Annotated in this window: 28 protein-coding genes; 23 read left to right on the top strand and 5 right to left on the bottom strand. The window is 67.2% G+C overall.

The window, feature by feature from the left end; all coding sequences use genetic code 11:
- Nucleotides 1–16 precede the first annotated feature (16 nt).
- The 9 genes from A6745_RS13690 to A6745_RS13655 all read left to right on the top strand — a co-directional run bounded on the left by A6745_RS13690 (nt 17) and on the right by A6745_RS13655 (nt 4,328).
- Entirely contained in the window at nt 17–364 is a 348-nt protein-coding gene (locus tag A6745_RS13690) for a DUF7716 domain-containing protein (protein ID WP_066127938.1), read from the top strand.
- 37 nt (nt 365–401) lie between these two features.
- On the top strand, nt 402–713 hold the full coding sequence (locus A6745_RS13685) for a hypothetical protein (protein ID WP_066127936.1): 312 nt from the start codon (nt 402–404) through the stop codon (nt 711–713).
- Between the two features lie 147 nt (nt 714–860).
- On the top strand, nt 861–1,265 hold the full coding sequence (locus A6745_RS13680; protein ID WP_082853053.1) for an SMI1/KNR4 family protein: 405 nt from the start codon (nt 861–863) through the stop codon (nt 1,263–1,265).
- Between the two features lie 28 nt (nt 1,266–1,293).
- Entirely contained in the window at nt 1,294–1,746 is a 453-nt protein-coding gene (locus A6745_RS13675; RefSeq protein WP_066127934.1) for an SMI1/KNR4 family protein, read from the top strand.
- Between the two features lie 63 nt (nt 1,747–1,809).
- Nucleotides 1,810–2,157 carry a hypothetical protein gene (locus A6745_RS13670; protein WP_066127931.1) on the top strand — a complete coding sequence of 116 codons (348 nt, stop codon included), beginning with the start codon at nt 1,810–1,812 and terminating at the stop codon, nt 2,155–2,157.
- A 49-nt stretch (nt 2,158–2,206) separates the two neighbouring features.
- The gene (locus A6745_RS28690; protein ID WP_156513372.1) at nt 2,207–2,353 is read left to right on the top strand and encodes a hypothetical protein; all 147 of its coding nucleotides are present in this window, start codon (nt 2,207–2,209) and stop codon (nt 2,351–2,353) included.
- 37 nt (nt 2,354–2,390) lie between these two features.
- The gene (locus A6745_RS13665) at nt 2,391–2,789 is read left to right on the top strand and encodes a DoxX family protein (protein ID WP_066127928.1); all 399 of its coding nucleotides are present in this window, start codon (nt 2,391–2,393) and stop codon (nt 2,787–2,789) included.
- A gap of 147 nt (nt 2,790–2,936) precedes the next feature.
- Nucleotides 2,937–3,527 carry a hypothetical protein gene (locus tag A6745_RS13660; RefSeq protein ID WP_066127926.1) on the top strand — a complete coding sequence of 197 codons (591 nt, stop codon included), beginning with the start codon at nt 2,937–2,939 and terminating at the stop codon, nt 3,525–3,527.
- Between the two features lie 189 nt (nt 3,528–3,716).
- On the top strand, nt 3,717–4,328 hold the full coding sequence (locus A6745_RS13655) for a suppressor of fused domain protein (protein WP_231885997.1): 612 nt from the start codon (nt 3,717–3,719) through the stop codon (nt 4,326–4,328).
- Nucleotides 4,329–4,343: 15 nt separating this feature from the next.
- Here the strand turns inward: A6745_RS13655 and A6745_RS13650 are convergent, their stop codons facing one another.
- A complete protein-coding gene (locus tag A6745_RS13650) occupies nt 4,344–6,470 on the bottom strand; it encodes a TonB-dependent receptor (RefSeq protein WP_066127923.1) in 2,127 nt (708 codons plus the stop codon).
- A 199-nt stretch (nt 6,471–6,669) separates the two neighbouring features.
- Between A6745_RS13650 and A6745_RS13645 the strand changes: the two genes are divergently transcribed.
- Nucleotides 6,670–7,278: a TetR/AcrR family transcriptional regulator gene (locus A6745_RS13645; RefSeq protein WP_066127921.1), complete on the top strand. Its 609-nt coding sequence runs from the start codon at nt 6,670–6,672 to the stop codon at nt 7,276–7,278.
- 65 nt (nt 7,279–7,343) lie between these two features.
- On the opposite strand, the gene A6745_RS13640 is transcribed toward A6745_RS13645, so the two are convergent.
- The 3 genes from A6745_RS13640 to A6745_RS13630 all read right to left on the bottom strand — a co-directional run bounded on the left by A6745_RS13640 (nt 7,344) and on the right by A6745_RS13630 (nt 8,776).
- Nucleotides 7,344–7,904 carry a TetR/AcrR family transcriptional regulator gene (locus A6745_RS13640; protein WP_066127919.1) on the bottom strand — a complete coding sequence of 187 codons (561 nt, stop codon included), beginning with the start codon at nt 7,902–7,904 and terminating at the stop codon, nt 7,344–7,346.
- A 166-nt stretch (nt 7,905–8,070) separates the two neighbouring features.
- Nucleotides 8,071–8,382, bottom strand: a complete 312-nt coding sequence (locus A6745_RS13635) for a DUF4148 domain-containing protein (protein ID WP_066127917.1) — start codon at nt 8,380–8,382, stop codon at nt 8,071–8,073.
- A gap of 79 nt (nt 8,383–8,461) precedes the next feature.
- Complete coding sequence (locus tag A6745_RS13630) at nt 8,462–8,776, bottom strand: DUF4148 domain-containing protein (RefSeq protein ID WP_066127915.1); 315 nt, start codon at nt 8,774–8,776, stop codon at nt 8,462–8,464.
- Between the two features lie 320 nt (nt 8,777–9,096).
- Between A6745_RS13630 and rocF the strand changes: the two genes are divergently transcribed.
- From rocF to tssH, 13 genes are all read left to right on the top strand, one after another.
- Nucleotides 9,097–10,029, top strand: coding sequence for an arginase (rocF, locus tag A6745_RS13625; protein WP_269148898.1), 933 nt, complete (start codon nt 9,097–9,099; stop codon nt 10,027–10,029).
- A 249-nt stretch (nt 10,030–10,278) separates the two neighbouring features.
- Nucleotides 10,279–11,376 (top strand): type VI secretion system protein TssA, encoded by a 1,098-nt coding sequence (tssA, locus tag A6745_RS13620; RefSeq protein ID WP_066127911.1) that lies wholly within the window; start codon nt 10,279–10,281, stop codon nt 11,374–11,376.
- A 39-nt stretch (nt 11,377–11,415) separates the two neighbouring features.
- A complete protein-coding gene (gene tssB / locus A6745_RS13615; RefSeq protein ID WP_066127909.1) occupies nt 11,416–11,985 on the top strand; it encodes a type VI secretion system contractile sheath small subunit in 570 nt (189 codons plus the stop codon).
- A gap of 23 nt (nt 11,986–12,008) precedes the next feature.
- Nucleotides 12,009–13,514 (top strand): type VI secretion system contractile sheath large subunit, encoded by a 1,506-nt coding sequence (gene tssC, locus A6745_RS13610; RefSeq protein ID WP_066127906.1) that lies wholly within the window; start codon nt 12,009–12,011, stop codon nt 13,512–13,514.
- A 79-nt stretch (nt 13,515–13,593) separates the two neighbouring features.
- Entirely contained in the window at nt 13,594–14,061 is a 468-nt protein-coding gene (locus tag A6745_RS13605) for an Hcp family type VI secretion system effector (protein ID WP_156513413.1), read from the top strand.
- A 138-nt stretch (nt 14,062–14,199) separates the two neighbouring features.
- Nucleotides 14,200–15,024 (top strand): type VI secretion system accessory protein TagJ, encoded by an 825-nt coding sequence (locus tag A6745_RS13600; RefSeq protein ID WP_066128872.1) that lies wholly within the window; start codon nt 14,200–14,202, stop codon nt 15,022–15,024.
- Complete coding sequence (gene tssE, locus A6745_RS13595; protein ID WP_066127902.1) at nt 15,024–15,584, top strand: type VI secretion system baseplate subunit TssE; 561 nt, start codon at nt 15,024–15,026, stop codon at nt 15,582–15,584. The genes A6745_RS13600 and tssE overlap by 1 nt, the downstream gene beginning before the upstream one ends.
- Nucleotides 15,584–17,497, top strand: a complete 1,914-nt coding sequence (gene tssF / locus A6745_RS13590) for a type VI secretion system baseplate subunit TssF (RefSeq protein ID WP_066127900.1) — start codon at nt 15,584–15,586, stop codon at nt 17,495–17,497. Before tssE ends, tssF begins: the two co-directional genes overlap by 1 nt.
- Nucleotides 17,498–17,719: 222 nt before the next feature.
- A complete protein-coding gene (locus tag A6745_RS13580) occupies nt 17,720–18,373 on the top strand; it encodes a DUF3540 domain-containing protein (RefSeq protein WP_066127895.1) in 654 nt (217 codons plus the stop codon).
- 65 nt (nt 18,374–18,438) lie between these two features.
- Nucleotides 18,439–19,539, top strand: coding sequence for a type VI secretion system baseplate subunit TssG (gene tssG / locus A6745_RS13575; protein ID WP_066128868.1), 1,101 nt, complete (start codon nt 18,439–18,441; stop codon nt 19,537–19,539).
- Nucleotides 19,536–20,060 (top strand): tlde1 domain-containing protein, encoded by a 525-nt coding sequence (locus A6745_RS13570; RefSeq protein WP_066127893.1) that lies wholly within the window; start codon nt 19,536–19,538, stop codon nt 20,058–20,060. Before tssG ends, A6745_RS13570 begins: the two co-directional genes overlap by 4 nt.
- A 1-nt stretch (nt 20,061) precedes the next feature.
- The gene (locus tag A6745_RS13565; RefSeq protein ID WP_231885995.1) at nt 20,062–20,463 is read left to right on the top strand and encodes a DUF2195 family protein; all 402 of its coding nucleotides are present in this window, start codon (nt 20,062–20,064) and stop codon (nt 20,461–20,463) included.
- A 78-nt stretch (nt 20,464–20,541) separates the two neighbouring features.
- Nucleotides 20,542–23,301 (top strand): type VI secretion system ATPase TssH, encoded by a 2,760-nt coding sequence (gene tssH / locus A6745_RS13560; protein ID WP_066127890.1) that lies wholly within the window; start codon nt 20,542–20,544, stop codon nt 23,299–23,301.
- Nucleotides 23,302–23,403: 102 nt separating this feature from the next.
- On the opposite strand, the gene A6745_RS13555 is transcribed toward tssH, so the two are convergent.
- Nucleotides 23,404–24,501, bottom strand: coding sequence for an FHA domain-containing protein (locus tag A6745_RS13555; protein ID WP_066127888.1), 1,098 nt, complete (start codon nt 24,499–24,501; stop codon nt 23,404–23,406).
- Between the last annotated feature and the right edge of the window lie 40 nt (nt 24,502–24,541).

The raw sequence follows: 24,541 nt of genomic DNA, 5'->3' as shown, positions 1-24,541 counted from the left end.
AAGATACGGAGTGGATATGGTGCAACTTGAGATTGGCAAGTTCTATCCCATCGAGGAATTGATTTCCCTGGTACGGGCGGGCGCCGACCGAGACGTCGTGTACTCGCTCTACGCGCATTCCGGCGCCGAGTCCGCTTACGGTGGCATGCTGCTGTTCGTCGGCCACACCGGCGACGTCGAGGATGACGCGGAGATTCCTCCCGAGATCGTCACGCGCGCCGGCCTTGCGTATTTCTACAACGCGGACCAGTTTCAGGATGTCGTCGACCTGGCGTACAACCAGAAGCCGGACGCCTCCACGCAGGAAGTCATCAATTGTTTGAATCACTACGCCGAGAAGGACGACTTCTTGGACCTCGTATGAGCAACCATTGCGCCGCGGTCGTCATCGGGACGCGTCGATGAGCGCGCGTGACGAATTCCGCAAGGCGTTGATCCTGCTCGACCACGGCAAACTGGGTTGCGGCGAGGATACGTTGAAGAAAGCCATCGACATGGCCAAGCAGGAAAGCGATCCGGTGTCGCTGGTGCAGGCTTTGGTGTGCCTGGGTGATCTGTTTTGCGAGACGGGACGCCCTGCAAAGGCGCGGCCGCTGCTGGCCGAGGCCCTGGACGAGCAGCAGTCCTGCGAAGCGCAGTACGACGACCTGCTGGCCGAGGAGTTCGGTCGGGCCAGGCAGTTGTGCGGGGAGCAGGGATGGGCGGTCAGGTAGGAGGCGATGCACGGCTTGTAGATGTTCTCGGCGATCCCGATGCGTAATCCGGCGGGCCGACCGCGGCTCCATGGATCAAGCTGATTGCTTCGACCGGATGGCTTGTGGCATCTGAGACGAAATCTGCTGGACGGATCAAGGACAACCATGCTGGATGGAGATACGCTCGCCTCGCGCTTCACATTGAACTCCCCCGCGCAACGCCAGGACATCGCCGACATCCAGTCGAGAATCTCGTTCGTCCTGCCACGAGCCTATGTGGACTTCCTGTCGATCTGCAATGGCGTGAGGGCGTCTGGTGGATTGGCCTTGCATGAGATCGGGGCGCTGCTTGGAAGGAACGAAGACTACGACGTGCCGGTTCTCCTGCCGGACCACTTCATGATCGGTGACGACAGCGGCGGCCAAGCCATCCTGATCGACCGCGCAGGACGCCTCTTCGAGGTCGGCATGAGCGTGATGAGCCCCGATGGCCTGGAGCTGTCTGCCGACTCGTTGGAGGACCTGCTGATCGACAAGCAGGGGCTGACCTTGAGCGAACGATCGGACTGACCTCGGAAACTATCCAGGAGCTTTTCATATGCTTTCGGCTATCGAGCAGCTGATTCAGCGCAACCTCGCGGACGGATCGGACATCGCAGTCTCGGCGGGTGTCTCGCAGGACATGATCCAACAGGCCGAGTCCATGCTGGGCGTGCGTTTCCCCGTGTCTTACCGGGCTTTCCTGGCCACGTATGGCGCGATCGAGATCGATTGCCAGTCGTTTGCGGGCTTGACGCCCGAGGGCAAGGTCGGAGACGACTGCGATGTGGTGTCGTTCACCCGATACGCCAGGGAGCACTATAGTCTGCCTGATCCGTACGTGGCGCTCGATTTCCAGGACGGCGATTTCTGGCTTTGCCTGGACACCAGCCAGGTGGACGCGCAGGGCGAATCGCCGGTCGTGCTGGTCAGCCCGGTCGATGGGACGCGCAAGGGGCCCGCCGTGGCGGAAAGCTGGGCCAGCTATCTGACCTCGTACCTGTCTGCCTGATGGCCTGGAACGCCGAGAGACGGGCCATCCTGAGGCGTATAGGCGCTTCCAGAGGAGAAATGCATGAAGCCCGATGAGAAAGTCGTCGATGCGTTGTTCAACGCCTTGTTCGTGGACAACATGTCGTATTACCGGCAACTCCTGGAAGGGCCGGCGGACGGCGCGTCGGACGTCTTCGGCCGGGCCAGAGACGTGTTGGCCAGGCTCTGCGCCGAGGATCGCGAAGCCGTGTTCAAGTTCATCGAGCTTGCGATGTCGGACAGCGCTTCGGTGATTCTTGGCACGCTGGACGGCACACATTTTCCAGGCGACCTGGACGGAGACTTCGCCGTCCGCTACGGCGACCACGATATCCACGGCAATCTTCAAGATCTCTTTATCGCCCAAGGCGAGTCGCGAAGGATTTACTGATGAACGAGGCCTTGAATGCCTGCCTGACCCAGTATCCGAAGCATTCGTGATGGCCAACCCGTACATGGATTTCCATAACCTTGCCGATCTGCTGGCGGGCCGCCTGATGCCTCGCTGGCCCCGCTTCAACGAATTCCTCATCTGGTATTTCGAGCTCGGCGAGTCGCCGTCAGGGCCGGGCATGGGTTCGGTGTAAGGTCAGACATACCGCCCCCTTGTCTGGAGCACTATCCATGATTCAGCATGCCGTCCCGAGCACCGGCAAGAAGATCGGATTGGGTGTCGTCTTCCTGTGGTTTTTCATCGGCGGCATTGCGCATTTCGCCGCCACCGATATCGAGATGCGGATCGTGCCGCCCTGGGTGCCGTGGCCGCGCGAAGTCGTCCTGCTGACCGGCGTTTTCGAACTGCTCGGGGCGGTGGGCGTGCTGTGGCGGCCATCCCGGCGCGCCGCCGGGTGGGGGCTGATCGCGCTGACGATCGCCGTGACGCCGGCCAACGTCTTCATGCTCCAGCACGCCGCCGACTTTCCCGATGTGCCTTACTGGGCGCTGATCGCCCGCCTGCCGCTTCAGGTGGCCTTGCTCGCGCTGATTGCCTGGTGCACGAGGCCGAACCTCGCTCATCGCTGAGGTTGTGACGCGAAGGCATAAGCCGCCGTGGAATACGGCCAAAACGGGGATATGGGGGAGCAGTCACAGGGTGGCGGCCTCCTGACAACCCGCCAACCCTGACGCATCCGCGCACCTGAGCGTGCCTTTTTGGTATTCTCCGCCTGCATGGAACCCCGCACGACCGACATCCACCAGATTTTCAGCGACTTGCGCGCGATGCCCGACGTGGCAGAGCAGAAGCTGCCCGAGCCATCCGCCGAGGCCTTGGCCTGGATGCCCTACCACCCGGACCTGAATCTGTGGCGCAAGGCGCTGCGTACCGCCGACCTGTCCATACCCTGGGTCGCGGAAGACATCTACCTGTTCAGCCACCCGGCATCCTTGCGGGCCGCGCAGATCGGCTATGCCGTGGATGCCGACGGCAAGCCGCTGGCGGGCTGGCCGGACGACTGGATCGTGCTGGGCCACGCGCTGGGCGATCCCATCATCGGCCGCCTGGCGCTGGCGCACATCGAGGTGCTGTTCGCCCGGCACGGCGAAGGCAGTTGGCAGCCGCAGGTGCTGGCGCCGCGCCTGGAGCACCTGGCCGCCGCGCTGCACGCCTGGGGTGACCTGTTCCTGCGGCAGTACCATCAGGACGTCTACGACGACACGTATGCCCTGCGCCCCGAGTTCGTGGAGGCCCTGCGCGCGCGCATCCACGCGGTTTTGCCGCCCGCGCAGGCAAACGTTTTCATGGAGATGGTCACGTATTGAGCACACGAGGCCGCGCCTGCCCGCCAGGCCTCCACTGCCCGCCACTGCCGGCTGTCTCCCGACGGGATGCCCCACGCTGTCAGACGTTATCCGGATTCGGATGAATACAATGGGCCGTCGCATTTCCGGCCCTGACAGCCCGCCTCCTATTCCGCGGCGCCAGGTACACACTCAAGACGGATGACCTCCATGGCCCCTGAATCGCAACCTTCCCCTCCGCCGTCCGCGCATCACCAGGCCCTGGCGCGCCATGCCTGGTCCATCATCGGCGGCAAGCCCGTCGTGCGTGCCTATCACCACGACGAGATCGAAGGCCTGTCCATCGACCTGCTGGAAATCCGTGACCAGCCCGAGGACGGCCTGGTGACCTACAGCACGCTGGGCCTGTTCGAAAGCGAGCTGCGCCACGACGATGGCGAGCCGATGAAGACGCGCATCGAATTGTGCGCCGACATGCCCGACGACCTTCAGCAGTGGGCCAACGTGATGGCCACGGCGGCCTTCGCGCTGATGCGCAGCGGCCAGGCCGTGCGGCCCGGCAGCGTGCTGCGCGACTGTGTGGCCGAGTACTACCCGAAGAGCACCACGCCGCATCTGTACCTGTGCGTGCCGTTCTCCTGGAACGACGGCGAGTTCCCGCGCGTCGAGTTCGACGCGTACATGGTGAACTGGCTGCAGGTCTTCCCGATCTCGCAGGCCGAGTTCGACTACATCGACAAGCATGGCGGCGAGGCCTTCGAGGACGAGATGCTGGAACACAATCCCGACATCTACGACCTGACGCGCAAGTCGCTCTGGTAAGGCCCCGCGCGTTTCCTAGAACGAATACGTGGCGCCCACGCCCGCCGTCCAGGCGCGGCCCGGCGCGGGTTCGTAGTAGCGGCTGTTGCCTTCGTTGACGATCACCGAGCCCGCGTACTGGCGGTCGAACAGGTTGTCGACGCGGGCGTACGCATCGATGCGCCAGGCCGACACGCGCCACGCATAGCCCGCGCTGGCCGAGGCCACCACGTAGCTGGGCGCGGCCTCGGTGTTGGCATCGTTGGCGTAGATCCGGCTCAGGTATCGGGCATCCACGCCCGCCTGCCAGCCCTCCTGGGGTTGCCACGCCAGGCCGGCATATAAGGCATGCCGCGCCGTCCCGGGAATGCGGTTGCCTGCCTGGATGACGTCGGACACCGAGTCGCGATAGCGCGCGTCCAGCCAGGAATAGCCCAGTTGCACGCGCGCATGCCGCGCGAAGTCGTGGCGCCATTCCAACTCGGCGCCGTTGCGGCGTGTGCGGCCCGCGTTGCGGAAGGTGCTGCGGCCGCCGGTGTTCGAGGCGGGCACGATCTCGTCGTCGGTGTTGGTCTGGAACAGGGCGGCGGTCAGCAGGCCGGCGGGCAGTTGCAGCTTGGCGCCCACCTCGACGTTGTTGCTGACGGACGGCGCCAGCCCGAAGTTCAGGCCCGGCTGGCTGTCGGGGCGATAGGACAGCTCGTTGAAGGTCGGCGTCTCGAAGCCGCGCCCGTACGACACGTACACGCTGGCGTCCTGCGTGGGCGCGTAGCGCAGCGCGGTCACCGGCAGCAGCTTGCGGTAGCGCGCGCCGCCGCTGTCGTCGCCGTTGCCGGTCGCGATGTAGTGGTCGTCGGAGTCGAAGCGCACGGTGCTGTAGCGCAGGCCCGCGTCCAGCGTCCATTTCGGCTGGAACCGCCACGAGGCCTGCGCGTATGGGTCCAGGTTGTAGACGTTGTTGGTCTCGTCGCGGCGCAGCGCGCCGCGCACGCCCAACTGCGTCGGGCTGGCCGGGTTGCCCGTGTAGTTGTCGTAGCCCTGGCGGCGTTCTTCCAGGGTGTCGTAGGACAGGCCGCCGATCAGCGTCAGCGGGCCGCCAGCCAGCGTGCGGCGGCCGGTCCAGCGCAGGTCGGCGCCGCCGTATTCGCGCTGCAGGTCGATCACGCCGCCGGCGTGGGTGGCGGGGCGCTGCACCGCGACGGGAATCGACTGGTACTGCACGGTGTCGCGCTGGCCGTAGTACAGCATGGCGCGCAGCGAGTCGCCGCCGCCGATGTCCCGCTCATAGACCAGGCCGCCCTGGGTCTGCCGCACGGTCTTGCGGGTGTCGAAGGCCAGGGCCGGATCGGCCACGCCGCGCGGGTCGCGCTCGAACTGTTCGCGGGTCAGGCCCAGCGGGTCCTGGGCGGACAGGTTCACGCTGTTCATCACCAGGGTCAGCCGGCTGTCTTGGTCCAGTTGCAGGCCCAGCTTGGCGTTGCCCAGCGTCTTGCGCGCGGCGCTGTGGTCGCGGTAGCCGTCGGTGGTCATGCGGTTGACGCTGACCACGTAGTCCAGCTCGCCGATGCCCGAGCCCGTGGCGCCGTTGGCGCTGGCGCCATAGCGGATCGTGCGGTCGCTGCCGGCCGAGAACGTGCCCGACACGCTGGGCGGCCGCGCGCCGTCCTGGGTGAACACCTGCAGCACGCCGCCCGACGAGTTGCCGTACAGCGCGGAATACGGGCCACGCAACACTTCCACGCGGTCGATCGAGGCGATGTCGATGTTCGACGTCTGGCCCTGGCCGTCCGGCATGGTGCCGGGGATGCCGTCCACGTACAGCCGCACGCCGCGTACGCCGAAGGTCGAGCGCGCGCCGAAGCCGCGGATCGATATCTGCAGGTCCTGCGCGTAGTTCTGGCGGTTCTGGATCTGCAGGCCCGGCACGCCCGCCAGCCCCTCGGACAGGTTGATGCCCGGCTGGCGGGCGCGCAGCGTGCCGCCTTCGACGATGTCGACGGATGCGGGGGTGTCCATGACCGAGGCGCCGACCCGCGTGCCGGTGACGACCACGGGCGCCAGCGTGGCGGGGGACGTTTGCTGGGCGGCGGCGGACGCACTGGCCAGCGCCAGCGCGATCGCCAGGGAATGGGAAGGGAACCTGCGGGGCAGGGGAGGACGCATGCGAAAAAACCGTGGAGTGAGAGACGGGCGGCGCGAGGGGCCATCGCGCGCGTGGGCGCCTTGCTGGCGCCGGATGGACGCAGGATACCAGCCCCCGCCGCGGCGCAACGGCAACGCACTTGCCGGCCCGCCGGGCATTTTCTTGACTTCCAACCTATCAGTAGATAGCATGAAATTTCGCCCGCAAGACCCTGCCGCCATGTCCGACATTCCCCCCGCCCCTCCTGTTGCCAAGTCCTCCGGCGTGTCGGGTAACACCCGCGAACAGCTCATCGCGCACGCGCAGACGCTGATCCGCGAGCGCGGCTACAACGGCTTCAGCTACCGCGACCTGGCCGAGCACGTCGGCGTGAAGACGGCCAGCATCCACTATCACTTCCCCCAGAAAGAAGACCTGCTGCTGGCGGCGGTCGATGACTACACCGGCCGCGCCATGCGGGCCGTGCGCGGCGTCGACGAGTCCCTGCCGGCCCGGCAGCGCCTGGACCAGTACGCCCGCCTGTTCACCCGCACGGCCGGCGACCAGGTCTGCATGTGCGGCATGCTGACGGCCGATTTCAATTCGGTGCCCGATTCGGTGCGCACCGCGTTGCAGACGTTCTACCGCCAGCACGAGACCTGGCTGTCCAAGGTGTTCGCCGAAGGCGCGCGGGACGGCACGTTGAAGTCGTCGGGGGATCCGCACGCCGATGCGCGCGCGCTGTTCGCCGCCTTGCAAGGGGCATTGCTGGCATCGCGCCTGTTCCAGGCGCCGGATCGCGTGCAGGACGTGTTCGCCTCGGTGCAGCGCGAGCCTCAGCCGGCCTGAGGCCCCGGCGCCCATTGCCGGCGCCCAGGGCTCGACCGCTTTCCTTCTTCAGGTTTCTCTCAAGTCTAGGCGACCGCCAGGACCGGCAGGACGTCGCGCAGCCGTTCGCTGTCGCCGAACAGGCGCGAGGCACAGAGGCTGCCTTGCAGCGCGGCGAATACGGCGCGGGCGCCCGCTTGCGAATCGGCCCGCGCGGGCAGCGAGCCATCGCGCGCGCCTTCGGCCAGCACGCCGGCCAGCCAGTCTTCATTGGCGCGATAGAACGCCTGCAGGGCGGGGCGCACGGGCGCGGGCAGCGAGGCCAGGTCGGCCGCCAGGGCGCCGCCCAGGCAGACGCGGGCGGTGCCGCCGAATGATCTGGTGTGCAGGGCCAGATACTGCCGCAGCTTCTCGGCGGCCGGCAGGTCCGGCGCGATCGTCCGTATGGCGGTGCGCCAGTGCGCATGGTAGGCCTCTACGGCGGCGAGCAGCAGGTCTTCCTTCTGGGGGAAGTGATAGTGGATGCTTGCGGTCTTGATGCCCACCAGCGCAGCGAGGTCGCGGTAACTGAAGCCGTTGTAGCCGCGCTCCTGGATCAGGCGCTGGGCGTGGGCGACAAGCTGATTGCGGGTGGTTTCGGTATCCATGATGCAGCTCCGGATGGAATCTAGGGTCGTGCGGCTCCTGTGGGGGCGGCGGGAAAGGGCCAGCGGAACGGACGCCCGGCGTCTGCCTCGATGGCCGCCCCGGGCCATCGGAGGCGGGGCAGGCCGGTGGACAAGGGCCGGGCGTCCTGTGCGCGTTGGCGGATCATCAGTTGGCCTGGTAGTCCAGTTCACCGAAGCTGCTCTGGCCTGCGGCGCGGGCCTGGGCCAATTCCTGGCGAACCTGGGCACGGCTCAGGGTGGCCGTATTGGCTGCCTGGAAAGGCAGGTCGGCTTCCTGTTGCACGATCAGGCCATTGGCCTGGGCGTCGGCCAGTTCGGCCAGCACCTGGGCGCGGGTCTTGCCTGGTTCTTGCTGCCCATACACGCCCTGGAAGGGGGTGTCGTTGGGTTCGACGTTGTCGGCGGCATAGGCAGTCACGCCAAACATCATCAACAGGGTGGCGGCGAAGATCTTCATGATGAATTCCTTGAGTTTGGATATCGAAGAAAGTTATTTATCAGTAGATAGGTTCGAGTCGAAATTTTTGGGCTGCGGATCAGGCGCCGTCCGGATACCAGGCTTCGGCGCGGTCGTCACGGGCGCGCAAGGGAGCGGCCTCGACTTGTGCGCGGTTCGGCGTGGTGTCGACGCCGGTGTAGGCGGGCTGGTCGGCTTCGCCGAAGGTCAGCAGGCCTTGGGCGCGGGCGTCGGCCAGTTCGGCTTGCACCTGGGCGCGGGTCTTGCCGGCTTGGTCCTGCTGGCCGTAGACGCCCTGGAAGGGGGTGTCGTTGGGTTCGACGTTGTCGGCGGCGTGGGCGCTGGCGCCGATCAGGCTGGCGGCGAGGATCAGAGTGGAGGCGATGGTCTTCATGATGGATTCCTTTGAGAAGTCAGTGGTCGATGATGCTGGGTTTATCTATCAGTAGATAGGTAATCGGGTAAATAAAAAAGCCGGTCTGGCTGTCTGGGCGCTGCGTCTTGTCGATGCGTCGTCCATGGATCAAATATTACCTACTACTAGATAGGTACGCAAGTGGAATTTCGGGTTTACCCTCTATTTCGCCTGACTAAAGTGCAAGCAAACGTTTCCGATGCCTGATTTCCCTGGCGGGTCCGGGAATAGACTGAGGCGGCAAGGCTCTAACCTTCGGGCGCCCGAGGCGCCGCGGCATGCCATTCCAGGAGGCCCATGTGAATTTTCCGACCGACCTGACCGCACGGCTGATCGGCGTGCCCACCGATATCGGCGCGGGGGTGCGAGGCGCTTCCATGGGGCCGGAGGCCCTGCGGGTGGCCGGTATCGCGGCCATGCTTGAGCGGCGCGGGGTGCGCGCCGAGGACATCGGCAACCTGCAAGGGCCCACGAACCCCTGGCGGCCGCCCGTGGGCGGCTATCGGCACCTGGACGAGGTGGTGGCCTGGAATACGCTGGTGCGCGACGCCGTGGGGCAGGCCCTGTCCGACGGCTGCCTGCCGGTGATGCTGGGCGGCGATCACAGCCTGGGCATCGGCTCGGTCAGCGCCGTGGCCCGGCATTGCCGGCAGACCGGCCGCAAGCTGCGCGTGCTGTGGCTGGATGCCCACGCCGACTTCAACACCAATCTGCTGACGCCCACGGGCAATCTGCACGGCATGCCGGTGGCCTGCCTGTGCGGCAATGGTCCGTCGGCATTGACAAGTCTGGCGGGCCGCCATCCGGCGATCCAGCCCGCCTGGGTCCGGCAGATCGGTATCCGCAGCGTGGACGATGGCGAACGCACCCTGGTGCACCAGGCGGGACTGGAGGTCTACGACATGCGCTACCTGGACGAGATGGGCATGCGCGCGGTGATGCAGGCGGCCTTGGCCGGGCTCGATGTCGAAACCCATCTGCACGTCAGCTTCGATGTCGACTTCCTGGACCCGGAGATCGCGCCGGGCGTAGGCACTACAGTTGCTGGCGGGCCGACCTACCGCGAAGCCCAGCTTTGCATGGAGATGATCGCGGACACCGGGCTGATGCGATCGCTGGATATCGTCGAATTGAATCCCGCCCTCGACGTGCGCAATAAGACGGCGTCGGTGGCGGTGGAATTGGTGGAAAGCCTGTTCGGGAAATCCACCCTGGTGCGGGCGCCGAAATAGGCTGGTTCGGTTTGGCGCATGGCCCGTTCGACACGCAAAAAATCGGAAACGGCGTATACCATATTATTATGACAATAATGCCGGTTTAAATAAAAAGAAACGTTTGATTTTTTGGTGCGGTGTTATCGAAACGTAAGAAGCGACAGGACATGTTAGATGTCATTGGTGCCCTCGGAGTGCGTGCATAGAATTCGCACGTCTGACGGGGTCGCCAGCGGGCGGGCCCGGTTTTTTACCGTTGCGCGCCTGATGACGAACATGGAATTCGCCGAGTTGCTGAAGACGCTGGAACCGAACCTGCCCTGCGGAGAAGATCTCGAATACGACCCCGAGTTTCTTCAGCTGCAGCAGGCGACGGTGGGCAAGAGCGAGCAGCAGTTCGGCGCGACGATTATCCCCGCCCAGCCGCCCGACTGGCGCAATGTCGAAAAACTGGCCCTCGCGCTGCTGGAGCGCACGCGTGACCTGCGCGTGATCGCCTTCCTGACGCAGGCGTGGGCCGAGACGCGTGGCCTGCCCGGTTACGCCGAAGGCGTGGCCCTGGCGGCGAGCACGCTGGAACACTACTGGGAAGACGTGCATCCCCGCCTGGACGTGTACGGCGAGGAAGATCCGATGCCGCGCATGAATGCGCTGGCCTCGCTGGGCGATCCGCTGGGCTGCGCCCGCAGCGCGCGCTCCGCCGTCCTGTTGGACGATGTGCACGGCAAGCTGTCGATGCGTGATGCGGAATCGCTGCTGGAAGGCAGCAAGACCGATACCGATTATCCCGGCGGCCGTCCGCGGCTGACCGAAAGCCTGCGCCAGGCCTGGCTGGGCCCTGAGCCCGCGGTGCTGGCCGTCAGCGACGCCGCTGCCGCGCTGCGCCGCATCCAGGAGCATACGACGAGCCGCCTGGGCGGTTCGTGGAGCCCCGATTTCGCCGGCGTGCTGCGCAGCCTGGACACCATCCGCCGCGTCTGGAGCGACATGGATTCCGGCACGGGCGTGGCGCCCGAAACACCGCCCGAGGCCTTCGAGCCCGAGGCGGCGGCCGGCGCCGCGCCGGCTGCCGCGGTGTCCACGGCGGCGGCCGAGCAACGTCCCACCATCGTGCAGAACGTCGTGCGGTGGCAGGAAGCCCAGATCACCAGCCGCGAGGAAGCCGCGGCCATGCTGGCCAAGGTCTGCGCCTATTTCGAGGCGCACGAACCCAGCCATCCGGCGCCGGTGCTGATCCGGCGGGTGCAGCAGCTCATTCCCCTCAGTTTCCACGAGATTCTGCGCAACCTGGCGCCGCAGGGGCTCGATCAGTTCGAAGCCTGGATCCCGCGCGACGCGGAGAACCGTACCCATACCGGTTCGTAAGCGTCCCGGCAAAAAACACTTCCTCGGGAGATCACAACGATGGCAAACACAACTCTGAAAGGCAGCGGACAGAAATTCATCGCCAGAAACCGTGCCCCGCGCGTGCAGATCGAGTACGACGTGGAGGTCTATGGCGCCGAGCGCAAGATCCAGCTGCCGTTCGTGATGGGCGTGCTGGCCGACCTGGCCGGCAAATCGGACACGCCGCAGCCTGATGTGGCCGACCGCAAGTTCCTGGACATCGATATCGACAATTTCGACGAGCGCATGAAGTCGGTGCGTCCGCGTGCCGCCTTCCAGGTGGACAACACGCTGACGGGCGACGGCCGCCTGAACGTCGACATCACCTTCGAGAGCCTGGACGATTTCTCGCCCGCCAACGTGGCGCGCAAGGTCGGCCCGCTGGATGAGCTGTTGCAGGCTCGCACCCAACTGGCGAACCTGCTGACGTACATGGATGGCAAGAACGGCGCCGAGGAACTGATCGGCAAGGTGCTGAAGAACCCCGCCCTGCTGAACTCGCTGGCCGCCGCGCCGAATGCCGCCGCGCCCGCCGGCGCGCACGCCAACGAGTCCGGCGAAGCCACCGCGTCCAAGGACGCCAACTGAATCCGACGGATACGGAGAACGCCATGACAGCAGTGGCCAATCGCGCCAGTACCAACGCAGCAGTCGAGACGCTCGAAACCGATGACCTCTCGTCGCTGCTGAAGAAGGAATTCAAGCCCAAGACCGAGCAGGCCCGCGAGGCCGTCGAGCACGCCGTGCGCACCCTGGCGCACCAGGCGCTGCAGAACAGCGGCGTGGGGCTTTCGTCGGACGCCTATCGCACGATCCAGGCGATCATCGCCGAGATCGACCGCAAGATGTCCGAGCAGGTCAACCTGATCATGCACAACGCCGAATTCCAGCAACTGGAAGGCGCTTGGCGCGGCCTGCACTACCTGGTCACCAACACCGAGACCGACGAGCTGCTGAAGATCCGCTTCATGTGCATGTCGAAGAAGGACCTGGGCCGCACGCTCAAGCGCTACAAGGGCGTGGGCTGGGACCAGAGCCCGATCTTCAAGCGCGTGTACGAAGAGGAATACGGCCAGTTCGGGGGCGAACCCATCGGCTGCCTGGTGGGCGACTACCACTTCGACCACAGCCCCCCGGACGTGGAGCTGCTGGGCGAAATGGCGCGCATCTCGGCCGCCGCGCATTGCCCCTTCATCACGGGCGCCTCGCCCAACGTGATGCAGATGGACTCGTGGCAGGAGCTGTCCAACCCGCGCGACCTGACCAAGATCTTCACCAACACCGAATACGCCGCCTGGCGCAGCCTGCGCGAGTCGGAAGACGCGCGCTACCTCGGCCTGGCCATGCCGCGTTTCCTGGCGCGCCTGCCCTACGGCGTGCGCACCAACCCGGTGGACGAATTCGATTTCGAGGAAGACACCGACGGCGCGAACCACGACCGCTACACCTGGGCCAACTCGGCCTATGCGATGGCGACCAACATCAACCGTTCGTTCAAGCTGTACGGCTGGTGCACGTCGATCCGTGGCGTGGAGTCGGGCGGCGCGGTCGAGAACCTGCCGTGCCATACGTTCCCGACCGATGACGGCGGCGTGGACATGAAGTGCCCCACCGAAATCGCCATCAGCGACCGCCGCGAGGCGGAACTGGCCAAGAACGGTTTCATGCCGCTGGTGCATCGCAAGAACTCCGACTTCGCGGCCTTCATCGGCGCGCAGTCGTTGCAAAAGCCGCAGGAGTACCACGACGCCGATGCCAGCGCGAACGCCAAGCTGGCCGCGCGTCTGCCGTATCTGTTCGCCTGCTGCCGTTTCGCGCACTACCTCAAGTGCATCGTGCGAGACAAGATCGGGTCGTTCCGCGAGCGCGACGAGATGGAGCGCTGGCTGAACGACTGGATCATGAACTACGTGGATGGCGACCCGGCCAATTCCTCGCAGGAAACCAAGGCGCGCAAGCCGCTGGCCGCCGCCGAGGTGCAGGTCCTGGAGATCGAGGACAACCCCGGGTACTACTCCGCGAAGTTTTTCCTGCGGCCGCACTATCAGCTCGAAGGGCTGACGGTATCGCTGCGACTGGTGTCCAAGCTGCCTTCGCTCAAGCAGAGCGAGGCCTGAGGGCAATTTCACGGGCCGGGCATTCCGCCCGGCATCCATGCGACTTTAAGGGAGAAAGTAAGTGGCTGTTGACATGTTCATGAAGATCGAGGGCGCCAATGGTGAATCCAAGGACGCCAACCACAAGGAATGGACCGACATCGTGTCCTTCTCGTGGGGCGCCACCCAGCCGGCCACGCTGGCTACCGGTGGCGGCCAGGGCGCTGGCAAGGCCAGCTTCAACGACCTGCACGTGGTGGCCCGCATCGACAAGGCGGCTCCGGCTGTCATGAAGCACTGCGCCAGCGGCAAGCACCTGAGCAAGATCGAACTGTCGATCTGCAAGGCCGGCGGCCAGCAAGTCGAATACAGCAAGATCACCCTGGAAGAAGTGCTGGTGACGTCGGTGCAGGTCGCCGCCGACAACGGTTCGGAAGCCGTGCTGGTGAACTACGCCTTCCAGGCTGCCCGCGTGCGCCAGCAGTACTGGGAGCAGACTGCTTCGGGCGGCAAGGGCGCTGAAAGCCTGGTCGCTTGGGACATCAAGCAGAACAAGGAAGTCGGCTGATCCGCTTGCCAGCGTATTGACCGCTATCCAGCGTAGCAAACGCGGGGCGCGATCGGGTCTGGAAGGCCCTCGCGACCCCGCCATTTCGTTTCATCCGACGTTTTCCACAGAATTCTTGTTCGAACCGGGATGCCCTCCATGCAGAACTCCGCCTTGTCCTTGCGTGACGGCAATCTGTCGCAGCACATCGAGGCGGTCGAATCGCGCATTCGCCGCGCGCCCGACGACGCCGACCTGCGCGCCCAGCTCTTCCAGCTGGCCGCCGTGCAGGGCGACTGGGTCCGCGCCGCCGATCAACTGCGCCTGTGTTCGCAATTCAGCATGCAGTCGCGCCCCATGGCCATGATGTATTCGCAGGCCATCGACGGCGAGAGGCAGCGCGAGGCCGTGCTGGCCGGCGCGGGCGCACCGTCGTTCTTTGCTTCGCATCCCGAATGGTGCGACCTGTTGGTGCAGGCCCTGGGCGTGGATGCCGCCGATCCGGAAAAGGCCGCCGACCTGCGCGCGCGGGCGCTGGACGCCGCCCAGGTCAGCGCCGGCGCGCTGACCGGTGCCGCCGAGGAGGCGGATCCCGAGCCCTATGCGTGGATCGGCGACGGCGACAGCCGCCTGGGCCCGGTCTGCGAACTGCTTTCCGGTGGCCAGTACGGCTGGGTGCCGTTCGAGGACATCCGCGAGATCGCGTTGCTGGCGCCCGAGGGCCTGTGCGACCTGGTCTGGGCGCGCGCCGAGATCCTGCTGAAGGATGGCCGCACGCTGCCGGGCCTGATTCCCGCGCGCTATCCCGCGGCGCCCGGCCAGCGCATGGCCGACCAGGAGGAGCACCTGCGGCTGGGCCGCGTGACGCAGTGGCGTGAACTGGCCGATGGCACCTTTGCCGGCGCCGGCCAGAAGATGTGGATCACCGACGCCGGTGAATTCGCGCTGCTGGACGTGCGCGGCCTGCGCCAGGAGGCTGCCTGATGGGGCACCGCGACGCCGGCGGCAAGCCGGACAGCCCGCGGATCACGCGCGACAACCGCGTCGCGCGCGACCGCCTGCAGCCCTCGCTGCTCGATCGCCTGATGGACAACGAGCCGCAGCGCCGTGGCGAGGCGGCCGAGGCGTCAATGCTGACGCACAACGAACTGCGCACCGCCGTGTTGCGCGACCTGCGCTGGCTGCTGAACACCGTCAACCTGGAGACCACCCAGGACCTGTCGGCCTATGACAGCGTGCCGCGTTCCTGCCTGAATTTCGGCGTGCGGGCCATGGCTGGCCGCCGCATGTCGGACATCGACTGGGTCGATGTCGAGTCGTCCATTCGCGATGCCATCGCCACCTTCGAACCTCGCATCCTGGAGTCGTCGGTCGAGGTGCGTTGCATCAGCGATACGGGCACCCTGGAGCACCACAACGTGCTCACCCTGGAAATCCGCGGCATGCTCTGGTGCGTGCCATATCCCATGGAATTCCTGTTCCGCACCGATATCGACCTGGAAAGCGGACACATGGATCTGCGCGACGTCGGAGGTATCGCCTGATGGATGCGCGCCTGCTCGAGTACTACAACCGCGAACTCGTCTACATGCGAGAGATGGGCGCGGAGTTCGCCAGGCAGTTTCCCAAGGTGGCTGGCCGCCTGGGCATGCATGGCACCGAAGTGGCCGACCCTTATGTCGAGCGCATGCTGGAAGGCTTCAGCTTTCTGGCGGCGCGCATCCATCTGAAGATGGATGCCGAGTTTCCGCGCTTCACGCAGCGGCTGCTCGAAGTGGTGCACCCGCATTACCTGGCGCCCACGCCTTCGATGGCGGTGGTGCAGTTCTCGCCCAGCATGAACGAAGGCTCGCTGGCGGGCGGCTTCACGCTGCCGCGCGGCACCATGCTGCGCGGCCGGCTGGCGCGCAACGAGCAGACGCCCTGCGAGTTCATGACGGGCCACGAGGTGCGGCTGTGGCCGTTGCGCGTGACCCAGGCCGAGTTCACCGGCCCGCCGCCCGACCTGCCGCTGTCGCGCATGGGGCTGGGCGGGCGCAATGCCGGCGTGGTCAGCGCGTTGCGCATCCGCATCGAGGTGTGCGGCGGCGTCACGCTGGAAGACCTGGATATCGACCAGCTGATGTTCTATCTGAACGGCCAGGACGTTCCCATGCAGCGCCTGATGGAGCTGGTGATGGGCCATACCGTGGCCGTGCTGGCGCACGACAGCGCGCGGCCGACCGCCTGGATCAACAAGCTGCCCGCCGATGCGCTGCGCCACGAGGGCTTCGCCGACGACCAGGCGCTGCTGCCGACCGAGACGCGCGTGTTCCAGGGCTACCGCCTGCTGCAGGAGTACTTCGCCTGCCCGCGCCGTTATTTGTTCTTCAGCGTGAACAACCTGAAGCGCGGCCTGCGCACGGCGCGCGCCGCCAATGCCAAGGGCGGGGGCAAGCCCGAGACGCGCAGCTTCGACCTGACGCTGCTGCTGTCGGCCGCGGCGCCCGAACTGGAAGGTTCGATCAGCGCCGAGAACCTGGCGCTGCACTGCTCTCCGGTGATCAACCTGTTCCCGCGCCGCGCCGACCGCGTCGCCGTGACGCCGCGCACCTACGAATACCACGCGGTGGTGGACCGTACCCGCCCGATGGACTTCGAGGTCTACAGCGTGACGAAGGTGCTGGGCCATGTGTCCGCGCAGAAGCCCGAGCAGGAGTTCCGGCCTTTCTATGGATCGTTCGGCGCCGATACCGATGACTACGGCGCGTATTACTCCACGCGCCGCGAGCCGCGGCTGGCCTCCGACACCGCGCGCCGCCACGGCACGCGCACCAGCTATACGGGCAGCGAGTTGTTCCTGTCGCTGGTCGACCGGCAGGAGGCGCCGTTCTCCGGGGCCTTGCGGCACCTGACGCTGGAGACGCTGTGCACCAACCGCGACCTGCCGATGCTGCTGCCATTGGGCGGCGAATCGGACTTCACGCTGCGCGTGTCCGCGCCCGTGAAGGCGGTGAAGGTGCTGCATGGCCCGACGCGCCCGTCGACCGCGCTGGCGGACAACGCGGCCTCGTGGCAACTGATCAGCCATCTGGGGCTGCATTACCTGAGCCTGACCGACCTGGATTCGGACCAGGGGGCGCAGTCCCTGCGCGAACTGCTGAACCTGTACGGCAACCTGGCCGACCCGGTGGTGCGCAAGCATATCTCGGGCGTGCGCCACGTGCAGGCTTCGCCGGTGCATCATCGCCTGCCGCTGCCCGGACCGATGGTCTACGGGCGCGGCGTGCGCATCGACCTGCAGGTCGACGAGGCCGCATTCTCGGGCATCAGCCCGTACGTGTTCGGGGCGGTGCTGGAGCAGTTCTTCGCCCGCCACGTTTCCATCAACATGATGTCGGAGCTGGTCCTGTCGACGCTGCAGCGCGGCGAACTGGCCCGATGGCAACCCCGCATGGGCAGCCGACCCGCGGTATGAGCGCGCCGGGCCGCCCCAAGCGCGAATACCGGAGTGCGCAGCACGAAGGTTCGTTCATGAGCGCGCCGGGCCGCCCCAAGCGCGAATACCGGAGTGCGCAGCACGAAGGTTCGTTCATGAGCGCGCCGGGCCGCTCCAAGCGCGAATACCGGAGTGCGCAGCACGAAGGTTCGTCAATGAGCGCGCCGGGCCGCTCCGGATAAAGAGATTAGGAAGATCATCATGCAAGCCGCCCTGCGCAGTTATCCCCGATACGATCCGGTCCACCTGATCGGCACCCTGGTGCGCCGTGACGAAGACGGCGGTTACGCCGTGCGCTGCGATGGCCGCGAATGGCTGGCGCGCCGCGCCGCCAGTTGCCTGCTGACGCCCGAGCTGGGCGATACGGTGATGATCAGCGGCCCGGATGCCTCGCGCGTCTACCTGATCGCCGTGATCGAACAGGCCGATCCGGCCAGCGGCACGCTGGAGATGGAGGGCCGCATGCTGCTGCGCTCGCGCACCGCCGACGTGGCGCTGCAGGCCGCGGCGGACGTGCGCATCGCCGGCCGCGAAGGCGTGCGGGTCGAGACCGGCAAGCTGCACGTGCAGGCCGACGAAGCCGGCTGCAGCGCCGCGCGCATGCATTACGTGGCGGGCGAGGTGCAGGGCGCCGTGGGCACCATGCGCCTGGTCGGCAGGGTCTATGAGGCCGTGGTGGACCGGTTGTCGCATCTGTCGCGCATGGCGTTCCGCAGCGTCGGCGAGGTCGAGCAGGTGCGCGTCGGCACGATGGACTACCAGGCCGGGCAGAGCGCGCGCGTGCATGCGCCCTATACCGTGGTGACCGCCGACGCGCTGGTCAAGGTCGATGCCAAGCAAGTCCACATGGGGTAGGCATGTCGGCATCGACGATGGTTGATCCCGTGTCCGAAGCGGCGGCTTCCGAGCCCGCCGGACCGATGCCGGCCACGGCCCTGCCGCCCACGCCGGGCGAGGGCGTGCGCGGCGGCGGCAACCTGCCCGAAGGCTTCTGGGAAGACCTGGAACGCGAGCCGTACGCGCATGACCTGTTCCACGTGCTGCGCTGGATCGACGCCCGCGCGGGCGCGCGTTCGCCGCTGGGTCGGGATGCCTCGCCGCGCAACGAGCCTGTGCGCCTGCGGCAGGAACCGTCGATGGCCTTCGCGCCGGCCACGCTGGCGTCCGCGAAGCTGGCGACGGAGAATGGCCCGCCCGAGCTGTCCATCTACAGTTTCGGCCTGTTCGGTCCCAATGGGCCGTTGCCGCTGCACCTGACCGAACACGCGCGCGAGCGCATGTATCACCACGGCGACCCGACGCTCAGCGCGTTCGCCGACCTGTTCCATCATCGCCTGATCCTGCTGTTCTACCGTGCCTGGGCCGATGCGCAGAGCACCGTCAGCCTGGACCGGCGCGAAGAGCGCTTCACGCGCTACGTGGCCAGCCTGATGCACATGGGCGTGCCATCGATGCAGCGGCGCGACAGCGTGATGGATCACGCCAAGTACTACATGGCCGGTCATCTGCTGCGCCAGACGCGCAACCCCGAGGGCCTGCGCCACATTCTGGAGACGTTTTTCTCGCTGCCCGTGAAGGTGTGCGAGTACGTGCCGCAATGGATCCGCCTGGAGCCGCGCCAGCGGCTGGGCTTGAGCGGCCGGCAGGGCCTGGGCCGGGACACCCTGCTGGGCGTGGCCGTGCGCGATGCGCAGCACAAGTTCCGTCTGGAAGTCGGGCCGCTGAGCCGCGAGGACTATGCGTCGTTCCTGCCCGGCGGCAAGCGCGCCAGCCAGGTCATGCATTGGGTACGGCATTACGTGGGCGTGGAGTTCGCCTGGGATTTCAGGCCCGTCATGCGCCGGGCCGAGGTGCGCGGTGTGCGGCTGGGTGAAGCTTCGCCGCTGGGATTGGCGTCCTGGCTGGGAAATCGGCAGGAGCAGCAGGGCGATGCCGGAGAACTGCTGCTGGATTACGAAAGCCGCGAGCGTCAGCGGGGCGCACGCGCCAGACAACCCGAGCAAGAGGAGCTAACAGCATGATCCCTGACATGACGTATGACGGCCAGGTCCTGACCTGGGGCGGGCACGGCAAATTCCGCGCGACCAGCGGCATGCCCAAGCACCAGATTCCAAGCGAATCGTGCACGCCCGATGCCGGCCCCGTACCGCCGGGCCTGTACAAGGTCTTCCTGGCCAACCAGGGCACGGCCAAGGACGATGGCCGCAACATGTGCAACCTGGCGCCGTCGTGGGGTATCCAGCAGATTCCGCGTGGCGAGGCCGCCGGCAGTTGCGAAGAGTACTGGGCCAATTGGGGCACTTACCGCGCCCGCATGGAGGCGGCCGATACGGCGACCCGCAATCGTTGCTCGGTCGTGCGTGGCGGCTTCTACCTGCACGATTCCATCAAGGGCTTCAGCCACGGCTGCATCGAAGTCGAGCAGCGCATCTTCCCGCTGCTGCTGGGTTTCGCGAAGTCCAGCGGCCGCAGCACCGTGCTGCTGAAGGTGGATTACGTTCCCAACCGCGCCACCAATGGCGGCACCAAGGTCGGGGGCTGACATGGCGGTTGAACACGTGATGGCCCGCCTGGCGGGCGCGTGCCTGCCGGCGCTGCTGGCGCTGGCGCCGGCCGCCAGCCAGGCGGCGGGGCCCGTGGACGTCAAGAACGACCTGGCCCAGTGCGTGCAGGTGCGGCCTGGCCTGCGCAGCGTGGAGAACGGCCTGGTGTTGCAGCAGTTGACGCTGCAGGTCGGCAAGTCGATCGGGCAGTGCGGCTGCAAATCGGCGCTGGCCTCGTACCGCGCCACCGTCAAGCTGGACGGCGGCACGCAGAGCTTCACCCAGTCCGGCGTGTTTCCGGTCATGAAGTCGGGCACGCGCATGCTGCCCCTGGCCAGCGACCCGCAGGTCGTTGGCGACCGCGCCATGGAGGTGACGCTGAGCTGCGCGCCGGCCGATTGACGGCAGGTGCGGGAAGACTGATGCGGTGAATACATGAATAAAGCCGTTCCATAACCTCTACCCATTCGACGGAGCATCATGTCCGATATCGGCCGTGCCGACCTGTTCGGCAAACTCGACCCGCTGCTGTACAAGGCGCTGGAAAGCGCCACGGCGTTCTGCAAGCTGCGCGGCAATCCCTATGTGGAACTGGTGCATTGGGTCCACACGCTGGCGCAGATGCAGGACAGCGATCTGCATCGCATCGCGCGCGCCTTCGAGATCGACTTCGGCCGCCTGCAACAGGACCTGGCCACGTCGCTGGACCAGTTGCCTCGCGGCGCGGGTTCGGTGTCGGACCTGTCCGAACACGTCGACAGCGCGGTCGAGCGGGCCTGGGTGCTCGCCTCGCTGCGCTACGGCGCCTCGCGCATCCGCAGCGGCCATCTGCTGCTGGCGCTGGCGCGCACCTACAGCCTGCGCAATGTGCTGGCAGGCATGTCGGGGCAATTCAAGCGCATCGTGCCCGATGTGCTGATGGAGCGCTTCGACGAATTCGTGAAGGGCTCGCCGGAAGAAGCCGAGGCGCCTCCCCTGGCTGGCGGCAATGCGCCCGTGGCCGCCAGCGGCCCGGCGGGCGAGGGCGGCTGCGCGCTGGCGCGCTTCGCGGTGGACCTGACCGCCCAGGCGCGCGCCGGCAAGCTCGATCCGGTCTCGGGCCGCGACGAGGAGATCCGCCAGATGGTGGACGTGCTGATGCGCCGCCGCCAGAACAATCCCCTGCTGGCGGGCGAAGCCGGCGTGGGCAAGACCGCCGTGGTCGAGGGCCTGGCCCTGCGCCTGGCCAGCGGCGACGTGCCGGCGCCGCTGCGCGACGTGTCGCTCTACCTGTTGGACATCGGCCTGCTGCAGGCCGGCGCCGGCGTGAAGGGCGAGTTCGAGCAGCGCCTGCGCCAGGTGATCGACGAGGTGCAGTCCAGCGAACGGCCCATCGTGCTGTTCATCGACGAGATCCACACGCTGATCGGCGCCGGTGGCGCGGCGGGCACGGGCGATGCCGCCAATCTGCTGAAGCCGGCCCTGGCGCGCGGACAACTGCGCACCATCGGCGCGACCACCTGGTCGGAATACAAGAAGTACATCGAGAAGGATCCGGCGCTGACCCGCCGCTTCCAGGTCATCCAGATCCATGAGCCGGACGAGGCGCGCGCGGTGCTGATGCTGCGCGGCCTGGCGCAGGCCCTGCAGTCGCACCATCACGTGCTGTTGCTGGACGAGGCCATCGAGGCCGCGGTGCGCCTGTCGCATCGCTACATCCCGGCGCGGCAATTGCCCGACAAGGCCGTGGCGCTGCTGGACACGGCGTGCGCGCGCGTGGCCGTCAGCCAGCAGGCCGTGCCGGCCGCGCTGGAGGATGCGCGCCGACGCATCGAGGCGCTGGACGTCGAGCTGGGCATCGCCGAACGCGAATCGCGCCTGGGCATCGGCGGACTGGAGCGCGTGGCGGAGATCCAGGAAAAGCTGTCCGCCATCCGCGCCGAGGAAGCCGGACTGGCCGCGCGCTGGGAACGCGAGGCCGCCCTGGCGCGCCAGGTGTTCTCGCTGCGCCAGAAGCTGGATCCCGACGCCGGCGTGCCGCCGGATGCGGCCGCGGTGGCGGCCCAGGCCCAGGGCATCGAAGCGGGCGTCGATGCCGCCGTGCCCGATGCGGGCAACGACGTCGCACCTGCCGCGGACATGCCGGCAGGGCTGGACGAGACCGCTGCGCAGGGCCTGCGCGACGAATTGCGCCAGGCCAACGCCGAGCTGGTCAGCAGCCAGGGCGAGAATCCGCTGATCCATCCCGCCGTGGATGCCTCGGCGGTGGCGGCCGTGGTGGCCGACTGGACAGGCATTCCGGTGGGCCGGATGGTGCGCGACGAAGCGCGTGCCGTGCTGGACCTGGCCGACACGCTGGAACGCCGCGTGATCGGCCAGCGCCATGCGCTGGACACCATCGCCCAGCGCATCCAGACGGCCCGGGCCCGCCTGACCGACCCGGGCAAGCCCGTGGGCGTGTTCCTGCTTTGCGGCCCGAGCGGCGTGGGCAAGACCGAGACGGCGCTGGCGCTGGCCGAGTCGCTGTATGGCGGTGAGCAGAACCTGATCACCATCAACATGAGCGAGTTCCAGGAGTCGCACACCGTTTCCACGCTGAAGGGCGCGCCGCCCGGATACGTGGGCTACGGCGAAGGCGGGGTGCTGACCGAGGCCGTGCGCCGCCGGCCGCACAGCGTGGTGCTGCTCGACGAGGTGGAGAAGGCGCACGCCGACGTGCACGAGATATTCTTCCAGGTCTTCGACAAGGGCTGGATGGAAGACGGCGAAGGGCGCTACATCGATTTCCGCAACACGGTGATCATCCTGACGGCCAACGTGGGGTCGGAGCTGATCGCGCGCCTGTGCGCCGATCCCTCGCTGATGCCCGAGCCGGATGCGCTGGCCACCGCGCTGCGCGCGCCGCTGCTCGAGGTCTTCCCGGCCGCGCTGCTGGGCCGTCTGGTGGCGGTGCCGTACCTGCCGCTGGCCGACGACGTGCTCAAGCGCATCGTGGCGCTGCAGTTCGGCCGCGTGGCCAGCCGACTGCGGGAGCACCATGGCATTACGCTGGAAGTGGATTCCTCTGCCGAAGCGCTGGTGGTGGAGCGCTGCACCGAAGTGGAGTCGGGCGGCCGCATGGTCGACGCGATCCTGACGCACCGCGTGCTGCCGAAGATCAGCCGCGAACTGCTGGGGGCTTCGCTGGGCAGTGATGGCCACGGCTGGACCCGCCTGCGCCTGTCGGCCAAGGACGGCGAGTTCGCCTACGAGTACGCCTGAGCCTTCAATTGAAGGCAGGGATGTAGCAAGGACGGGCCGGCGATGCGCCGGCCCGTCGTCATTTGCAGCCCTGGCCTGGCGGGATGGCTATCCTGCCGCGCCTCAGCGTTCGTTGTTGCGGTCGCGCCCGTTGCCGCCGCGCTCGGCGCCCGGCTGCGAGGGGGCGCGTGGCGAGGCGGGGCGCAGGAAAGAGCCGCCCATGGAGGCGTGGTCGCGCGCCGAGATCCTGTCGTCGGTGTCGCGCGGGCGCTGCAGCGTGTCGCGCACGGGGTCCGACCGCATCGGCTGCAGGGGATCGTGCGCGGGCAGCGTCGAAGGCGTCTGGTCGGCAAAAACGTCATGGCCGCCATGCGGCGCATCGAACATGGCCAGCGGATCGCGCTGGGGGCGCGAGACCGACGCGTCGCCGCGAGGCAGGTGAGACAGCGGATCGGCGGCGTTGCGCGCCTGGGCCGAGTCCATTTCGAAAGGATGGGCCGAGACGTCGGATACCGTGCCCACCGGCAGCGTGCCGGGACCGAACAGGCCGCTGAACACGTCCTCGGGCGGCTGTTGCGGCGCGGGTGCGGGTTCGGCGGCGGCCGGCGCGCCGGTCAGCAGCGGATCCGGATCGCCGGCGGGCGGCTTGCCCAATGCATCGAAGTCGGAGAGGTCGGGGAAGTCGGGCGGCGCCATCGGCACGGGCGCGGCGGCGGATGCCGGCGGCGCTGCGGCGGGCGGTTCCGGTTGCCGGGGCGCCTCTGCCGCGACAGGCTGCGCGGCGGCAACCGGTGCGGCAACCGGTGCGGCGGCAACCGGCGCGGCGGCAACCGGTGCGGCCACGGTGGTGGCGGCAACCGGTCCCAGCGGCGGCGCAGAACCTGCCTGGGCGGCGGTGGCCGCCGCCGCTTGCGACAGTTCCACTCCCAATACATAGGCGCCGATGCGCAGCGTGTCGCCCGGCGCGATGGACAGCTCCTGCCCGGCGGCCAGCGGCACGTCGTTGACGCTGACCTTGCTCATCGAGCTGAGGTTGCGCAGGCGGCAGGCGTAAGGGTCGACGCGCAGGGCGGCCTGCACGCGGCACAGCATGCCGGACGCATCCGGCAGCACCAGATGATTCGCGGGGTCGCGGCCCAGCGTACCGCCGGGGGCGTGGAACTCCGCCCGGCGCGGCGCGCCGGATGCATCGGGATTGCGTTGGATCAGGGTAAGGGTCATGGCCGTCTTCCTGTGTTGCCCGGGCCGGAGGGCGGCGCCA

Source organism: Bordetella ansorpii (assembly GCF_900078705.1).
Lineage (GTDB): Bacteria > Pseudomonadota > Gammaproteobacteria > Burkholderiales > Burkholderiaceae_B > Bordetella > Bordetella ansorpii_A.
The sequence above is the reverse complement of the archived record's forward strand: the minus strand, read 5'-3'. Positions and strand labels throughout refer to the sequence as shown.

What these genes read in the sequence shown, in the direction of transcription:
- A6745_RS13690 (WP_066127938.1), top strand. Translation starts at nt 17, where the DNA reads ATGGTGCAACTTGAGATTGGCAAGTTCTATCCCATCGAGGAATTGATT.
- A6745_RS13685 (WP_066127936.1), top strand. Translation starts at nt 402, where the DNA reads ATGAGCGCGCGTGACGAATTCCGCAAGGCGTTGATCCTGCTCGACCAC.
- A6745_RS13680 (WP_082853053.1), top strand. Translation starts at nt 861, where the DNA reads ATGCTGGATGGAGATACGCTCGCCTCGCGCTTCACATTGAACTCCCCC.
- A6745_RS13675 (WP_066127934.1), top strand. Translation starts at nt 1,294, where the DNA reads ATGCTTTCGGCTATCGAGCAGCTGATTCAGCGCAACCTCGCGGACGGA.
- A6745_RS13670 (WP_066127931.1), top strand. Translation starts at nt 1,810, where the DNA reads ATGAAGCCCGATGAGAAAGTCGTCGATGCGTTGTTCAACGCCTTGTTC.
- A6745_RS28690 (WP_156513372.1), top strand. Translation starts at nt 2,207, where the DNA reads ATGGCCAACCCGTACATGGATTTCCATAACCTTGCCGATCTGCTGGCG.
- A6745_RS13665 (WP_066127928.1), top strand. Translation starts at nt 2,391, where the DNA reads ATGATTCAGCATGCCGTCCCGAGCACCGGCAAGAAGATCGGATTGGGT.
- A6745_RS13660 (WP_066127926.1), top strand. Translation starts at nt 2,937, where the DNA reads ATGGAACCCCGCACGACCGACATCCACCAGATTTTCAGCGACTTGCGC.
- A6745_RS13655 (WP_231885997.1), top strand. Translation starts at nt 3,717, where the DNA reads ATGGCCCCTGAATCGCAACCTTCCCCTCCGCCGTCCGCGCATCACCAG.
- A6745_RS13650 (WP_066127923.1), bottom strand. Translation starts at nt 6,470, where the DNA reads ATGCGTCCTCCCCTGCCCCGCAGGTTCCCTTCCCATTCCCTGGCGATC.
- A6745_RS13645 (WP_066127921.1), top strand. Translation starts at nt 6,670, where the DNA reads ATGTCCGACATTCCCCCCGCCCCTCCTGTTGCCAAGTCCTCCGGCGTG.
- A6745_RS13640 (WP_066127919.1), bottom strand. Translation starts at nt 7,904, where the DNA reads ATGGATACCGAAACCACCCGCAATCAGCTTGTCGCCCACGCCCAGCGC.
- A6745_RS13635 (WP_066127917.1), bottom strand. Translation starts at nt 8,382, where the DNA reads ATGAAGATCTTCGCCGCCACCCTGTTGATGATGTTTGGCGTGACTGCC.
- A6745_RS13630 (WP_066127915.1), bottom strand. Translation starts at nt 8,776, where the DNA reads ATGAAGACCATCGCCTCCACTCTGATCCTCGCCGCCAGCCTGATCGGC.
- tssA (WP_066127911.1), top strand. Translation starts at nt 10,279, where the DNA reads ATGACGAACATGGAATTCGCCGAGTTGCTGAAGACGCTGGAACCGAAC.
- tssB (WP_066127909.1), top strand. Translation starts at nt 11,416, where the DNA reads ATGGCAAACACAACTCTGAAAGGCAGCGGACAGAAATTCATCGCCAGA.
- tssC (WP_066127906.1), top strand. Translation starts at nt 12,009, where the DNA reads ATGACAGCAGTGGCCAATCGCGCCAGTACCAACGCAGCAGTCGAGACG.
- A6745_RS13605 (WP_156513413.1), top strand. Translation starts at nt 13,594, where the DNA reads ATGAAGATCGAGGGCGCCAATGGTGAATCCAAGGACGCCAACCACAAG.
- A6745_RS13600 (WP_066128872.1), top strand. Translation starts at nt 14,200, where the DNA reads ATGCAGAACTCCGCCTTGTCCTTGCGTGACGGCAATCTGTCGCAGCAC.
- tssE (WP_066127902.1), top strand. Translation starts at nt 15,024, where the DNA reads ATGGGGCACCGCGACGCCGGCGGCAAGCCGGACAGCCCGCGGATCACG.
- tssF (WP_066127900.1), top strand. Translation starts at nt 15,584, where the DNA reads ATGGATGCGCGCCTGCTCGAGTACTACAACCGCGAACTCGTCTACATG.
- A6745_RS13580 (WP_066127895.1), top strand. Translation starts at nt 17,720, where the DNA reads ATGCAAGCCGCCCTGCGCAGTTATCCCCGATACGATCCGGTCCACCTG.
- tssG (WP_066128868.1), top strand. Translation starts at nt 18,439, where the DNA reads ATGCCGGCCACGGCCCTGCCGCCCACGCCGGGCGAGGGCGTGCGCGGC.
- A6745_RS13570 (WP_066127893.1), top strand. Translation starts at nt 19,536, where the DNA reads ATGATCCCTGACATGACGTATGACGGCCAGGTCCTGACCTGGGGCGGG.
- A6745_RS13565 (WP_231885995.1), top strand. Translation starts at nt 20,062, where the DNA reads ATGGCGGTTGAACACGTGATGGCCCGCCTGGCGGGCGCGTGCCTGCCG.
- tssH (WP_066127890.1), top strand. Translation starts at nt 20,542, where the DNA reads ATGTCCGATATCGGCCGTGCCGACCTGTTCGGCAAACTCGACCCGCTG.
- A6745_RS13555 (WP_066127888.1), bottom strand. Translation starts at nt 24,501, where the DNA reads ATGACCCTTACCCTGATCCAACGCAATCCCGATGCATCCGGCGCGCCG.